Consider the following 13,317-nt stretch of genomic DNA (forward strand, 5'->3'; position numbering starts at 1 on the left):
GTCATACCGCAGCCACTAGCACGGCACCGAGCACCAGCACGGCACCCACGGCGATAGAGGCGGTGTACCAGCGCAGTTGGCCAGTCTCGGTCTTGCTCATGGCGACATGACCGCCACGCGCCATCCGCGGAATCAGGCCGATACTGCGGTCTACCGGGTCCTTGCGCAGGATGTGGCAGATCAGCAGGTACGGTTTGACGAAAAGCTTGTCGTAGATCCAGTCGAAGCCCCACGCGGCGAACCACCAGGCCGACAGGGCGCGACCGATGCCGCTGTTGGCGACGGCGCTGACGAAGCTGCGCTTGCCCAGGAACAGCAGGGCCGACAGCAGGATACCGGCGATGGCGATGGCACCCGAGGTGATCTCCAGCGCGTGCTTGGCTTCGCCACCGGCGTGGCCGGCGCTTTCAGGCAGCACGCCTGCCAGCGGCGGGGTGATCCAGGCACCCACGAAGGTCGACAACACGATCAGCACGCCCAGCGGCAGCCAGTGGCTGATGCCGTGGCCCGCGTGCGCTTCGGTCTTGGCTTCGCCGTGGAAGGCGATGAAGATCAGGCGGAAGGTGTACAGCGAGGTCATGAACGCACCGACCAGGCCGGCGTACAGCAGGCCGGTGTTGCCGCTGGCGAAGGCTTCCCAGAGGATCTCGTCCTTGGAGTAGAAACCCACGGTCACGATCGGCAGGGCGGCCAGGGCAGCACCACCGACCACGAAGCTGGCGTAGGCCAGTGGCAGTTTCTTCCACAGGCCGCCCATCTTGAAGATGTTCTGCTCGTGGTGGCAGGCAACGATCACTGCACCGGAGGCAAGGAACAGCAGGGCCTTGAAGAAGGCGTGGGTCATCAGGTGGAAGATCGCCGCATCCCAGGCGCCAACGCCCAAGGCCAGGAACATGTAGCCGATCTGGCTCATGGTCGAGTAGGCGAGGATACGCTTGATGTCGGTCTGTACCAGCGCGGCGAAGCCGGCCAGTACCAAGGTCACGCCACCGACCACACCTACAAGGTGCAGGATGTCCGGCGCCAGCAGGAACAGGCCGTTGGTACGGGCGATCAGGTACACGCCCGCGGTCACCATGGTTGCAGCGTGGATCAGTGCCGAAACCGGGGTCGGGCCAGCCATCGCGTCGGCCAGCCAGGTCTGCAGTGGCAGCTGGGCCGATTTACCGACCGCACCGCCCAGCAGCATCAGCGTTGCCAGCACCATCCAGGTGTCGCCAGCCTGGAATTTCTGCGGTGCCAGCACCAGCAGTTCCTGCACGTTCAGGGTACCCAGCTGGGCAAACAGGATGAACAGGCCGATGGCCAGGAACACGTCGCCGATACGGGTGACGATGAACGCCTTGAGTGCCGCGTTACCGTTGTTGCGGTTGCTGTAGTAGAAACCGATCAGCAGGTACGAGCACAGGCCTACACCTTCCCAGCCGAAGTAGATGAACAGCAGGTTATCGCCGAGGATCAGGAACAGCATGCTGGCGATGAACAGGTTGGTGTACGAGAAGAAGCGCGAGTAGCCGGCTTCGCCACGCATGTACCAGGACGCGAACAGGTGGATCAGGAAGCCGACACCGGTAACCACGCCGAGCATGGTGACCGACAGGCCGTCGAGGTACAGGGTGAAGTTCGGCGCAAAGCCGTCCACCGACATCCACTGCCACAGCAGTTGGCTGTACGCGCCGCCTTCAGGTGGCGCGACATTGAACTGCCAGATGACATAGGCGGCGGTAGCAGCCGACAGGCCCACCGAGCCGACGCCGATCAGGGCGGACAGGTTCTCCGAGAACCGCCCGCGCGAGAACGACAGCAGCAGGAAGCCGACGAGGGGGAAGACGAAAGTCAGGAAGAGAAGGTTCATCCGCGCATCTCACTGGCAGCATCGATGTCGAGAGTGTGGAAGCGGCGATACAGCTGCAGCAGGATGGCCAGGCCAATGCTGGCCTCGGCGGCTGCCAGGCTGATCACCAGAATGAACATCACCTGGCCGTCGGGCTGGACCCAGCGGGCACCGGCGACGACGAACGCCAGGGCAGAGGCGTTCATCATGACTTCCAGGCTCATGAGTACGAAGAGGATGTTGCGGCGGACCATCAGGCCAACCAGACCTAAGCAGAACAGGATACCGGCGACCGCCAGGCCATGCTCGAGAGGGATAGCACCCATGATTTACTCCTTCGCCTCGTTGCGGCCCAGGTGGAAGGCGGTGACGGCTGCAGCCAGCAGCAGCATCGAGGCCAGTTCGACCACCAGCAGGTACGGCCCGAACAGGCTGATGCCCACTTCTTTAGGGCCCACGGTAGTGCCGCTGATGCCAGCGCCGCTCGGGGCGACGAACAGCACGTACAGCAGTTCCAGCAGCAACAGGGTGCCGAGGATCACCGGCCCTGCCCAGATGCCGGGCTTGAGCCAACCGCGCTCCTGCGCGACCGAAGCCGGCCCCAGGTTAAGCATCATCACCACGAACACGAACAGCACCATGATGGCGCCGGCGTAGGCGATCACTTCCAGGGCGCCGGCGAACGGCGCACCCAGGGAGAAGAAGATCATGGCCACGGAAATCAGCGAAATGATCAGGTAAAGCAAGGCGTGCACGGGGTTTGTGCCGGTCACCACCCGAAGGGTGGAGACCACGGCAATCCCGGATGCGAAGTAGAAAGCGAATTCCATCTTTCTGTCCTTATGGGAGCAAGCTCTTCACGTTGATCGGTTCGGCTTCGTTCTGTGCAGAGCCTTTCGGCTTGCCAGCGATTGCCATACCCGCAACACGGTAGAAGTTGTAGTCAGGGTTCTTGCCGGGGCCGGAGATCAGCAGATCTTCTTTCTCGTACACCAGGTCCTGACGCTTGAACTCGGCCATTTCGAAATCCGGAGTCAGCTGGATCGCGGTGGTCGGGCACGCTTCTTCACACAGGCCGCAGAAAATGCAACGCGAGAAGTTGATGCGGAAGAATTCCGGGTACCAGCGACCATCCTCGGTCTCGGCCTTCTGCAGCGAGATGCAGCCAACCGGGCAGGCCACCGCGCAGAGGTTGCACGCTACGCAGCGCTCCTCTCCATCGGGGTCGCGGGTGAGGACGATGCGGCCGCGGTAGCGCGGCGGCAGGTACACGGGTTCTTCGGGGTACTGCAGGGTGTCGCGCTTGCGGAACCCGTGGGAGAACACCATTGCCAGGCTGCGCAGCTGAGTGCCGGTGCCCTTAACGATGTCGCCGATATACTTGAACATGGGTCAAATCCTCACTGGGCCGCGACGGCTGGCGTGTTGTAGAGCACGATCGCAGCGGTCACCAGCAAATTGATCAGGGTCAGCGGCAGGCAGAACTTCCAGCTGAAGTCCATCACCTGGTCATAGCGCGGGCGCGGGATCGAGGCGCGCAGCAGGATGAACAGCATGATGAAGAACGCGGTCTTCAGGGCGAACCACAGGAACGGCACTTGCGGCAGGATGCCGAACGGGCCGTGCCAGCCACCGAAGAACAGGGTTACCAGCAGCGCCGAGATGAGGATGATGCCGATGTACTCACCGACGAAGAACATGCCCCATTTCATGCCGGCATACTCGATGTGGTAGCCGTCGGCCAGTTCCTGTTCTGCTTCCGGCTGGTCGAACGGGTGACGGTGAGTCACGGCGACGCCAGCGATGAAGAAGGTGCAGAAGCCGAAGAACTGCGGAATGATGAACCACAGGTTCTGCGCCTGGTACTCGACGATGTCGCGCATGTTGAACGAGCCTACCTGCACCACCACGCCCATCAGCGCCAGGCCCAGGAACACTTCGTACGACACGGTCTGTGCCGAAGCACGCAAGCTGCCCAGCAGGGCGTACTTGTTGTTCGACGACCAGCCGGCGAACAGCACAGCGTAGACCGACAGGCCGGCCATGGCGAAGAAGAACAGCAGGCCGATGTTCAGGTCGGCAACGCCCCAGCCCGGTGTGATCGGGATGATCGAGAAGCCGATCAGCAGGGCGCTCATGGCCACGACCGGCGCCAGGGTGAAGATCATCTTGTCGACGAAGGGCGGGTTCCAGTCTTCCTTGAAGAACATCTTCAGCATGTCGGCAGCGATCTGGAACATGCCGAACGGGCCAACGCGGTTCGGGCCGTAGCGGTCCTGCCACCAGCCCAGCAAGCGGCGCTCGACGAAGCTGAGCAGGGCGCCGCAGACCACCACGGCCAGCAGCACCACGATAGCCTTGACGACCTGGATGATCACGTCGATCACTTCGGGGGTGAACCAGCTCATTGTGCTGCCTCCTGCAGACCTTCGACGGATGCACCGAAGATGGCAGGCGGGATGCCGGCCAGGCCTTTCGGCAACGCGACCAGGCCAGCGCCCAGTTCTTCATTGATGCGCAGCGGCAGGCGCAGGGCCACACCGGCAACGTTCAGGCTCAGCAGAGCACCGTCGTTGACACCCAGACGGTCGGCTTCGGACTTGGCCAGGGCCACGTAGGCAGCCGGGATGCGCTGTTGCACCGGGGCGGCGCGCGACGAGCTTTCCTCGCTGCCGAACAGGTGGAAGAACGGCACGGCAGTCCAGGTGCCACGGGCCGGGTTGAAGGCACCCGGAATGACGCTGAACCAGCTCAGGCGGTCGCCTTGCGGCTCGATCAGGCGTACGCCAGGGTCACCGGCACGCAGGTGGCCACCGACCTCGTCCTGGAACTTGTTCCAGGCTTGCGGCGAGTTCCAGCCCGGCGACCAGGCGAACGGCACCTGCTGGCGCGGTTCGGCGGAGCCCGAGTAACCTTCCATGGAGAAGGCGAACGCGGTGTCCTTGTCTTGCGGGGTGCGCGGCTCGTGCACGCTGATGTTGGCGCGCATGGCAGTACGGCCGGAGTAACGCAGCGGTTCACGGGCCAGCTTCATGCCCTTGATGCGGAACGCGGCGCTTGGCGCGGCGTTGACGATGCCGGCCAGTTGCGGGGCGGCTTCGGCACAGGCGCTGGTAACGTGGTCCAGCTGGGTCCAGTCGACCGGCTTGTTCAGCAGGGTGGCACGCAGGGCGTGCATCCAGCGCCAGCCTTCGTGAATCTGGATGCTGCTGTCCAGGTATTGCGGGTCGAACACCTGGAAGAAGCGCTGGGCACGGCCTTCCTGGCTGACCAGGGTACCGTCGCCCTCGGCGAACGAGGCCGCTGGCAGTACCAGGTGGGCACGGTCGACAGTGGCGGTCTTGGAGTGGTCGGCAACGATCACCACCTTGGCTGCAGCCAGGGCAGCGTCGACCTTGGCGGCCGGTACGCGGGCGTACAGGTCGTTTTCCAGTACGACGATGGCGTCGGCTTTGCCGCTGATGACCGCGTCCAGCGCGGCATCGATGGACTCGCCACCGAGCATGGCCAGGCCGATGCTGTTGGCCTCAGGCACCACCAGGCTCAGCGAGCCGTTTTTCTCGCGCAGCTTCAGGGCTTTGGCGATGTTGGCGGCGGCTTCGATCAACGCCGGGTCGGCCAGCGAGGTGCCGGCTACAACCAGTGGGCGCTTGGCGGCGACCAGGGCATCGGCGATGCGTTGGGCCAGGGCCTTGGCTTCGTCGTCCAGGCCGGCGACTGCCGGTGCACTCGGGTCGATGGCGTGGGCCACGGCGAAACCGATGCGGGCCAGGTCGGCCGGGGCGGCGTGCACGCATTCTTCGGCGACGTCGTCCAGCTTGGTTTCAGCCAGGGAGGCGATGAACAGCGGGTACAGCGCGTGCTGGCCGATGTTCTTCACCGCGGCGTCGAGCCACGGCTGCACTTTCATCGCTTCGGCCATGGCCTCGGCCTTGCCTTTGGTGGCCTGGCGTACAGCCAGGGCGACGCGGGCAGCGGTCTGGGTCAGGTCTTCACCGAGCACGAACACGGCGTCGTGGTCTTCGATGTCGCGCAGGGTAGGCACCGGCAGCGGGCTGTTGTTCAGCACGTTCAGGGCCAGGCGCACGCGGGCCAGTTCGCCAGCTTCCATGCCCGAGTAGAAGTACTCGGCACCGACCAGCTCACGCAGGCCGTAGTTGCTTTCGAGACTGGCGCGTGGCGAGCCGATACCGACGATGGTACGGCCGCGCAGCAGGTCGGCGGCCTTGTCCAGGGCGGCGTCCAGGCCCAGCTTGGTGCCGTCGGCCAGGTGTGGCTGGCGTGGGCGGTCCTTGCGGTTGACGTAGCCGTAGCCGAAGCGGCCGCGGTCGCACAGGAAGTACTGGTTGACCGAGCCGTTGAAGCGGTTTTCGATACGACGCAGTTCGCCGTAGCGCTCGCCGGGGCTGATGTTGCAACCGCTGGAGCAGCCGTGGCAGATGCTAGGGGCGAACTGCATGTCCCACTTGCGGTTGTAACGCTCGGAGTGGGTCTTGTCGGTGAAAACACCGGTCGGGCAGACCTCGGTCAGGTTGCCGGAGAACTCGCTCTCCAGCACGCCGTCTTCGACGCGGCCAAAGTACACGTTGTCGTGGGCGCCGTAGACGCCCAGGTCGGTACCACCGGCGTAATCCTTGTAGTAGCGCACGCAGCGGTAGCAGGCAATGCAGCGGTTCATCTCATGGGCGATGAACGGGCCGAGGTCCTGGTTCTGGTGGGTACGCTTGGTGAAACGGTAGCGGCGCTCGTTGTGGCCGGTCATTACCGTCATGTCTTGCAGGTGGCAGTGACCGCCTTCCTCGCACACCGGGCAGTCGTGCGGGTGGTTGGTCATCAGCCATTCGACGACGCTGGCGCGAAACGCCTTGGACTCGTCATCTTCGATGGAAATCCAGGTGCCGTCGGAGGCAGGGGTCATGCAGGACATGACGATACGACCACGGGTGTCGTTCTCGTCGGTGTACTGCTTGACCGCGCACTGCCGGCAGGCGCCAACGCTACCAAGCGCCGGGTGCCAGCAGAAATAAGGGATGTCGAGGCCTAGCGACAGACACGCCTGTAACAGGTTGTCTGCACCGTTGACTTCGAGCGCTTTGCCGTCTACGTGGATAGTGGCCATTGTTCAAAGTTCTTCGTTGGCCCGCGTGAGCGGGCGTGGCTAATGGAAATCGGTGAGCTTGCGACACGCCGCGAATGAATCGGGCCTGCCGGCAAGCTGGCGAGTGGCACGGACCACCCGCCTAATCATCTTGTTATGCGCCGACCACGATCGGCCCGGCCTGGATTGGCTTGGCCAGGTCTGGGCGCAGGGTGTCACCCGCGGATGCTGGAGCGACACCGGCCTCGAACTCGGACCGGAAGTATTTGATGGCACTGCCCAGTGGCTCGACGGCACCCGGTGCGTGAGCACAGAAGGTACGGCCTGGGCCGAGGAAGTTGACCAGGCCCAGCAGCGTCTCGATGTCTTCGGCACGGCCTTGCCCGTTTTCCAGTGCACGCAGCATCTTCACGCTCCACGGCAGGCCGTCACGGCATGGCGTGCACCAGCCGCACGACTCGCGGGCGAAGAACTCTTCCATGTTGCGCAGCAGCGAGACCATGTTGACGCTGTCGTCCACCGCCATGGCCAGGCCTGTGCCCATACGGGTGCCGACCTTGGCGATACCACCGGCGTACATCTGCGCGTCGAGGTGCTCGGGCAGCAGGAAGCCGGTACCGGCGCCGCCTGGCTGCCAGCACTTGAGCTTGAAGCCGTCGCGCATGCCACCGGCGTAGTCTTCGAACAGCTCGCGGGCGGTGACGCCGAACGGCAGCTCCCACAGGCCCGGGTTCTTCACCTTGCCAGAGAAGCCCATCAGCTTGGTGCCGTGGTCTTCGCTGCCTTCGCGGGCCAGCGACTTGTACCAGTCGTTGCCGTTGGCGACGATGGCCGGCACGTTGCACAGGGTTTCGACGTTGTTCACGCAAGTCGGCTTGCCCCACACGCCGACGGCTGCAGGGAAGGGCGGCTTGGAGCGCGGGTTGGCGCGACGGCCTTCCAGCGAGTTGATCAGTGCGGTTTCTTCACCGCAGATGTAGCGGCCGGCACCGGTGTGCACGAACAGCTCGAAATCGAAACCGGAGCCCAGGATGTTCTTGCCCAGCAGCCCGGCGGCCTTGGCTTCATCGATGGCGCGGTTGAGGTTTTTCGCTGCGGTGGTGTATTCGCCACGCAGGAAGATGTAGCCACGGTAGGCCTTCAGCGCGCGGGCGCTGATCAGCATGCCCTCGACCAGCAGATGGGGCTGTTGCTCCATCAGCATGCGGTCCTTCCAGGTGTTCGGCTCCATTTCGTCCGCGTTGCACAGCAGGTAGCGGATGTTCATGGATTCGTCTTTGGGCATCAGGCCCCACTTCACGCCAGTGGGGAAGCCTGCGCCACCGCGGCCCTTCAGGCCGGAGTCCTTCACTGTCTGCACGATGTCGTCCTGCGACATCTCGCCCAGTGCCTTGCGGGCAGCGGCGTAGCCATTCTTGGCCTGGTACTCGGCAAGCCACACAGGCTCGCCGTCGTCACGCAGGCGCCAGGTCAGCGGGTGGGTTTCGGCGGTGCGCGCAATGCGGTTGGCCGGGCCGAAGGAAGTAATGGTCATACGTAACCCTCCAGCAGTTTGGTGACGCCAGCAGGCTGCACGTCGCCAAAGGTGTCGTCGTCGATCATCAGCGCGGGGGCCTTGTCGCAGTTGCCCAGGCAGCACACCGGCAGCAGGGTGAAGCGGCCGTCGGCGGTGGTCTGGCCGAGGCCGATACCCAGCTCGCTCTGGATCTGGCTGACGACCGATTCATGGCCGCCGATGTAGCAGACCATGCTGTCGCACACGCGGATGATGTGGCGGCCGACCGGCTGGCGGAAGATCTGGCTGTAGAAGGTGGCTACACCTTCGACGTCGCTGGCAGGGATGCCCAGCACTTCGCCGATCGCGTGAATGGCGCCGTCCGGCACCCAGCCACGTTCCTTCTGGACGATCTTCAAGGCTTCGATGGACGCCGCGCGCGGGTCCTCGTAGTGATGCATCTCGTGCTCGATGGCCGAGCGCTCTGTTTCGCTCAGGGCGAAACGGTCTGTCTGGATAAGCGTGCTGTTCATGCTTAGCGGTCCACGTCAGCCATAACGAAGTCGATACTGCCCAGGTACGCAATGAGGTCGGCAACCATGCTGCCTTTGATCACCGAAGGGATCTGCTGCAGGTGCGGGTAGCTCGGAGTACGGATCCGGGTGCGGTAGCTCATGGTGCCGCCATCGCTCGTCAGGTAGTAACTGTTGATGCCCTTGGTCGCCTCGATCATCTGGAACGACTCGTTGGCCGGCATGACCGGGCCCCACGAGACTTGCAGGAAGTGCGTGATGAGGGTCTCGATGTGCTGCAGGGTGCGCTCTTTCGGTGGCGGCGTGGTCAGCGGGTGATCCGCCTTGTACGGGCCTTCCGGCATGTTGCGCAGGCACTGGTCGATGATGCGGATACTCTGGCGCATCTCCTCGACACGGACCATGCAGCGATCATAGGCATCGCCGTTGTGGGCCAGCGGTACTTCGAATTCGAAGTTCTCGTAGCCGGAGTAGGGGCGGGCCTTGCGCAGGTCGAAATCGCAACCGGTGGAGCGCAGGCCGGCACCGGTGGTGCCCCATTCCAGGGCTTCTTTGGTGTTGTACGCGGCAACGCCAATGGTACGGCCCTTGAGGATGCTGTTCTGCAGGGCAGCCTTGGTGTACTCGTCCAGGCGCTTTGGCAGCCAGTCGACGAAGTCCTTGACCAGTTTCTCCCAGCCGCGCGGCAGGTCGTGGGCGACGCCACCGATGCGGTACCAGGCCGGGTGCAGGCGGAAACCGGTGATCGCTTCGATCACGGTGTAGGCGCGCTGGCGGTCGGTGAAGGTGAAGAACACCGGGGTCATGGCGCCCACGTCCTGGATGTAGGTACCCAGGAACAGCAGGTGGCTGGTGATGCGGAAGAACTCGGCCAGCATCACTCGAATTACGTCGACCTTCTGCGGCACCTTGATGCCTGCCAGCTTTTCCACCGCCAGTACGTACGGCAGGTTGTTCATCACCCCGCCGAGGTAGTCGATACGGTCGGTGTAGGGGATGAAGCTGTGCCAGGACTGGCGCTCGGCCATTTTCTCGGCGCCACGGTGGTGGTAGCCGATGTCCGGGACGCAGTCGACGATCTCTTCACCGTCCAGCTGCAGGACGATACGGAACGCACCGTGCGCCGAAGGGTGGTTGGGGCCAAGGTTGAGGAACATGTAGTCCTCGTTGGCGCCCTGACGCTTCATGCCCCAGGCTTCCGGGTTGAAGCGCGCCGACTCTTCTTCAAGCTGTTGCTTGGCCAGGGTCAGGCTGTAGGGGTCGAACTCGGTGGCACGGGCCGGGTAGTCCTTGCGCAGCGGGTGGCCTTCCCAGGTGGGCGGCATCATGATGCGGCTGAGGTGCGGGTGCCCGGCAAAGTCGATGCCGAACATGTCCCACACTTCGCGCTCGTACCAGTTGGCGTTTGGCCAGATACCGGTCACGGTCGGCAGGTTCAGGTCGCCTTCGCTCAGCGACACCTTGATCATCACATCGCTGTTACGCTCGATCGACAGCAGGTGGTAGAACACGCTGAAGTCGGCGGCCGGCAGGCCACGGCGCTGGGTGCGCAGGCGTTCGTCGACGCCGTGCAGGTCGTACAGCATGCTGTAAGGCTTGGCGACACCGCGCAGGAAGCTGAGCACCTCTTTGAGCTGGGCGCGTTTGACCCACAGCACGGGCATGCCGGTGCGGGTTTCCTGGGCGACGAATGCTTCGGCGCCAAAACGGTTGTTCAGTTCGACGACCACATCCTGGTCGTCAGCCTTGTAGGGCGGAATAAAAATAGCGTTGTCCGCTGTCATGGTCTCGGTCGCTTTGGGTCAACGTTAAGAATGAAGCCAGGCCGCCGGGTCCAGGGGGAGCGGGCGGCAGGTCGCTGGATCAGACTTCGTCGGGGCTGCGCAGGTTGGTTACTGCAATGCGCTGCTCACGACGCAGGTCTTTCTGGGCTGGCATCTCGGCACGGTAAATACCTTGATCACCAACAACCCAGGAAAGCGGGCGTCGTTCTTGGCCGATCGACTCCTGCAGCAGCATCAAGCCTTGCAGGAAAGCCTCAGGGCGTGGCGGGCAGCCAGGCACATAGACGTCCACGGGGAGGAACTTGTCGACCCCCTGAACGACCGAGTAGATGTCGTACATGCCACCGGAGTTGGCGCACGAACCCATGGAGATGACCCATTTCGGCTCGAGCATCTGCTCATAGAGGCGCTGGATGATCGGCGCCATCTTGATGAAGCAGGTACCGGCGATGACCATGAAGTCGGCCTGACGCGGCGAGGCCCGGATGACTTCGGCGCCGAAGCGGGCGATGTCGTGGGGTGCCGTGAAGGCCGTGGTCATTTCCACGTAGCAGCAGGACAGGCCGAAGTTGTACGGCCAGAGGGAGTTCTTGCGACCCCAGTTGACCGCGCCACGCAGCACATCTTCGAGTTTCCCCATGTAGATGTTCTTGTGGACCTGGTCCTCTAGCAGCTGATCGGTGACGGTTTCCCGTTCACCTACCGGGTACTGCTCGTTAGGCGCATCCGGATCGATTCTGGTGAGATTGTATTGCATTGCCAAAGCCTCATTGTTTCAGCTTCGCTTGCCGCTTGCGGCGACCTTCGGGAGCCCAGTCAAGAGCACCGACGCGCCATAGGTAGACAAGACCTGCCAACAGAATTGCTATGAAAACGAGAGCTTCGACGAACCCGGTCCAGCCGCTTTCGCGGACGGACACAGACCATGCAAAGAGAAAGAGGGCTTCGATATCGAAGATCACGAACAGCATCGCGACCAGATAGAATTTGGCGGACAGGCGCAGGCGGGCGCTGCCGACGGGCAGCATGCCGGATTCGAAGGGTTCGTTCTTGGCGCGACCCCAGGCCTTGCTACCGAGCAGGCTGGACAGGCCGAGCATGAAGGCGCACAGGCCGACGACACCCAGGAGGAAGATGGCAAAGCCCCAGTTGTGGGCGATGAGTCCTGCCGAATCGGACATGCTAGAGATCCTTATACAGAGACCCAGCTCTGCAGTCTGAAATAAGTAGAGCGGCGACGTGGTGTCGCAGGTGCAGTGACCAAATGTCGCAGCTGAATCAATCGCGCTGATTTTATGGGTAAACCCGGTGCAAGTAAAATTTCTGTCGCAAATTTATTCGTAGGATTAAGAACAAAAGGCACTCGTAAATGGCTGAAAGCCTTGAAATTCGGGCATTGCGTGCGGTTTTGTTAATTATGTTTCTTGCGACTGGTAACGAATTACAAGTTGCGTAATGATAATTAGTATCATTTGACCTGATGCTATGTAATTTGGCTGTTCTGCGCCTTGTAAAGTTCATCCGGCGATTCCCTCTACTTGCAAATGCGAAAGACTCCTGTTCTAGCAGCTTCCGACACTGCGCGCACCGCTCTGGGTCAATACTTTATCGGTTGAGCGGTGACTGGCTGATGAAGCAATCGCCCACTGCCCGAGCCAGTAGGTGAGGATGATCAGGTACGGCGCGGCGGCGAACGGGCTGACGAAGCGGTCAATGCCGATCAGGCTGTCGGAGAGCACAAACAGGCCGGCGCCGATTGCGGCCAGCCCGCCACAGGCCAGGGCGCGCCAGAGCATGGCGCTGATGGCCAGGGCGTACAGCGCGACCGGGATCAGCAACGGGCCGAGGCCGTGGCTGGCCAGTACGCCGAGCAGCGCCATGCCGGTGATCGCGCTGAAGATCAGTGCGGGCAGGGCGGGGCGCAGGGTAATGCCGCAATAGCCGCGCAGGTAAGCCAGGTGGGCACAGAGGAAGGCGGCCAGGCCGAATACGAACAGGTCGGCGGGGATGGCCAGCAGTATGTCACCCATTACCGAAAAGCCCAGGCCGATCGAGATCCACTTCCGATAAGGTGTGGCCGGGGCGCCGCGCAGCCAGGCGACAAGCGCCAGGACGGGAACGGGTTTGGCCAGCAGTGCGACCAGGGTATTGTCGCTGGCCAGTGCATATATATAGAGGGTGGCGGCGGCCAGGGCCAGAATCATCAGGTGGCTTGGACGAGGCATGGGCGGTCCTTGCTGCTGTGCTGCCTCAAGCATAGACGTGATTGTGGGGTTTGCTGGTGACGCCATTGGTTTGAGTGGGGGCTGCCATGGGTATGGCGAAAGGAATGCAGCGCCTATCAGATCGAGCGCCGCCCGCGCGGCGCTTCGCAGCACAAGGCTGCTCCTACATCTGTTTCGGGCCAGTCACGCCTGTGAGGCTGCCGCTGCCCGCCTTGTCTGTCTTCTTCGATATTGAAGGTTGCATCACTGCTCTTGATTAATCTCCAGTCATGCACCCAGTTGCACCAAGGCTTGAGCGATGTATCGCCTGATGGGCCTCTTCGCGGGTAAACCCGCTCCCACAGGATC

Annotated in this window: 12 protein-coding genes; all 12 read right to left on the reverse strand. The window is 62.8% G+C overall.

Going from position 1 to position 13,317, the window contains the following annotated elements:
- Position 1: 1 nt before the first annotated feature.
- The gene (gene nuoL / locus PP4_RS08300; RefSeq protein ID WP_016498749.1) at positions 2-1,855 is read right to left on the reverse strand and encodes an NADH-quinone oxidoreductase subunit L; all 1,854 of its coding nucleotides are present in this window, start codon (positions 1,853-1,855) and stop codon (positions 2-4) included.
- Complete coding sequence (gene nuoK / locus PP4_RS08305; RefSeq protein WP_003251446.1) at positions 1,852-2,160, reverse strand: NADH-quinone oxidoreductase subunit NuoK; 309 nt, start codon at positions 2,158-2,160, stop codon at positions 1,852-1,854. Before nuoK ends, nuoL begins: the two co-directional genes overlap by 4 nt.
- Before the next feature lie 3 nt (positions 2,161-2,163).
- Positions 2,164-2,664 carry an NADH-quinone oxidoreductase subunit J gene (gene nuoJ, locus PP4_RS08310; protein ID WP_016488224.1) on the reverse strand — a complete coding sequence of 167 codons (501 nt, stop codon included), beginning with the start codon at positions 2,662-2,664 and terminating at the stop codon, positions 2,164-2,166.
- Between the two features lie 10 nt (positions 2,665-2,674).
- The gene (nuoI, locus tag PP4_RS08315) at positions 2,675-3,223 is read right to left on the reverse strand and encodes an NADH-quinone oxidoreductase subunit NuoI (RefSeq protein ID WP_003251442.1); all 549 of its coding nucleotides are present in this window, start codon (positions 3,221-3,223) and stop codon (positions 2,675-2,677) included.
- Positions 3,224-3,234: 11 nt separating this feature from the next.
- Positions 3,235-4,242, reverse strand: a complete 1,008-nt coding sequence (gene nuoH, locus PP4_RS08320; RefSeq protein WP_012273297.1) for an NADH-quinone oxidoreductase subunit NuoH — start codon at positions 4,240-4,242, stop codon at positions 3,235-3,237.
- A complete protein-coding gene (gene nuoG / locus PP4_RS08325) occupies positions 4,239-6,953 on the reverse strand; it encodes an NADH-quinone oxidoreductase subunit NuoG (RefSeq protein ID WP_016498750.1) in 2,715 nt (904 codons plus the stop codon). Before nuoG ends, nuoH begins: the two co-directional genes overlap by 4 nt.
- A 133-nt stretch (positions 6,954-7,086) precedes the next feature.
- Positions 7,087-8,466 (reverse strand): NADH-quinone oxidoreductase subunit NuoF, encoded by a 1,380-nt coding sequence (nuoF, locus tag PP4_RS08330; protein ID WP_016498751.1) that lies wholly within the window; start codon positions 8,464-8,466, stop codon positions 7,087-7,089.
- Positions 8,463-8,960, reverse strand: a complete 498-nt coding sequence (gene nuoE / locus PP4_RS08335) for an NADH-quinone oxidoreductase subunit NuoE (RefSeq protein WP_012273294.1) — start codon at positions 8,958-8,960, stop codon at positions 8,463-8,465. The genes nuoF and nuoE overlap by 4 nt, the downstream gene beginning before the upstream one ends.
- A 2-nt stretch (positions 8,961-8,962) precedes the next feature.
- The gene (gene nuoC, locus PP4_RS08340; protein WP_016498752.1) at positions 8,963-10,744 is read right to left on the reverse strand and encodes an NADH-quinone oxidoreductase subunit C/D; all 1,782 of its coding nucleotides are present in this window, start codon (positions 10,742-10,744) and stop codon (positions 8,963-8,965) included.
- Positions 10,745-10,823: 79 nt separating this feature from the next.
- Positions 10,824-11,501 (reverse strand): NuoB/complex I 20 kDa subunit family protein, encoded by a 678-nt coding sequence (locus PP4_RS08345; RefSeq protein WP_012313769.1) that lies wholly within the window; start codon positions 11,499-11,501, stop codon positions 10,824-10,826.
- 10 nt (positions 11,502-11,511) lie between these two features.
- A complete protein-coding gene (locus tag PP4_RS08350) occupies positions 11,512-11,925 on the reverse strand; it encodes an NADH-quinone oxidoreductase subunit A (protein ID WP_003251427.1) in 414 nt (137 codons plus the stop codon).
- Positions 11,926-12,306: 381 nt separating this feature from the next.
- Positions 12,307-12,969 carry a lysoplasmalogenase gene (locus PP4_RS08355; RefSeq protein ID WP_041167659.1) on the reverse strand — a complete coding sequence of 221 codons (663 nt, stop codon included), beginning with the start codon at positions 12,967-12,969 and terminating at the stop codon, positions 12,307-12,309.
- Between the last annotated feature and the right edge of the window lie 348 nt (positions 12,970-13,317).

This window comes from Pseudomonas putida NBRC 14164 (assembly GCF_000412675.1).
In the GTDB taxonomy this organism is placed as follows: domain Bacteria; phylum Pseudomonadota; class Gammaproteobacteria; order Pseudomonadales; family Pseudomonadaceae; genus Aquipseudomonas; species Aquipseudomonas putida.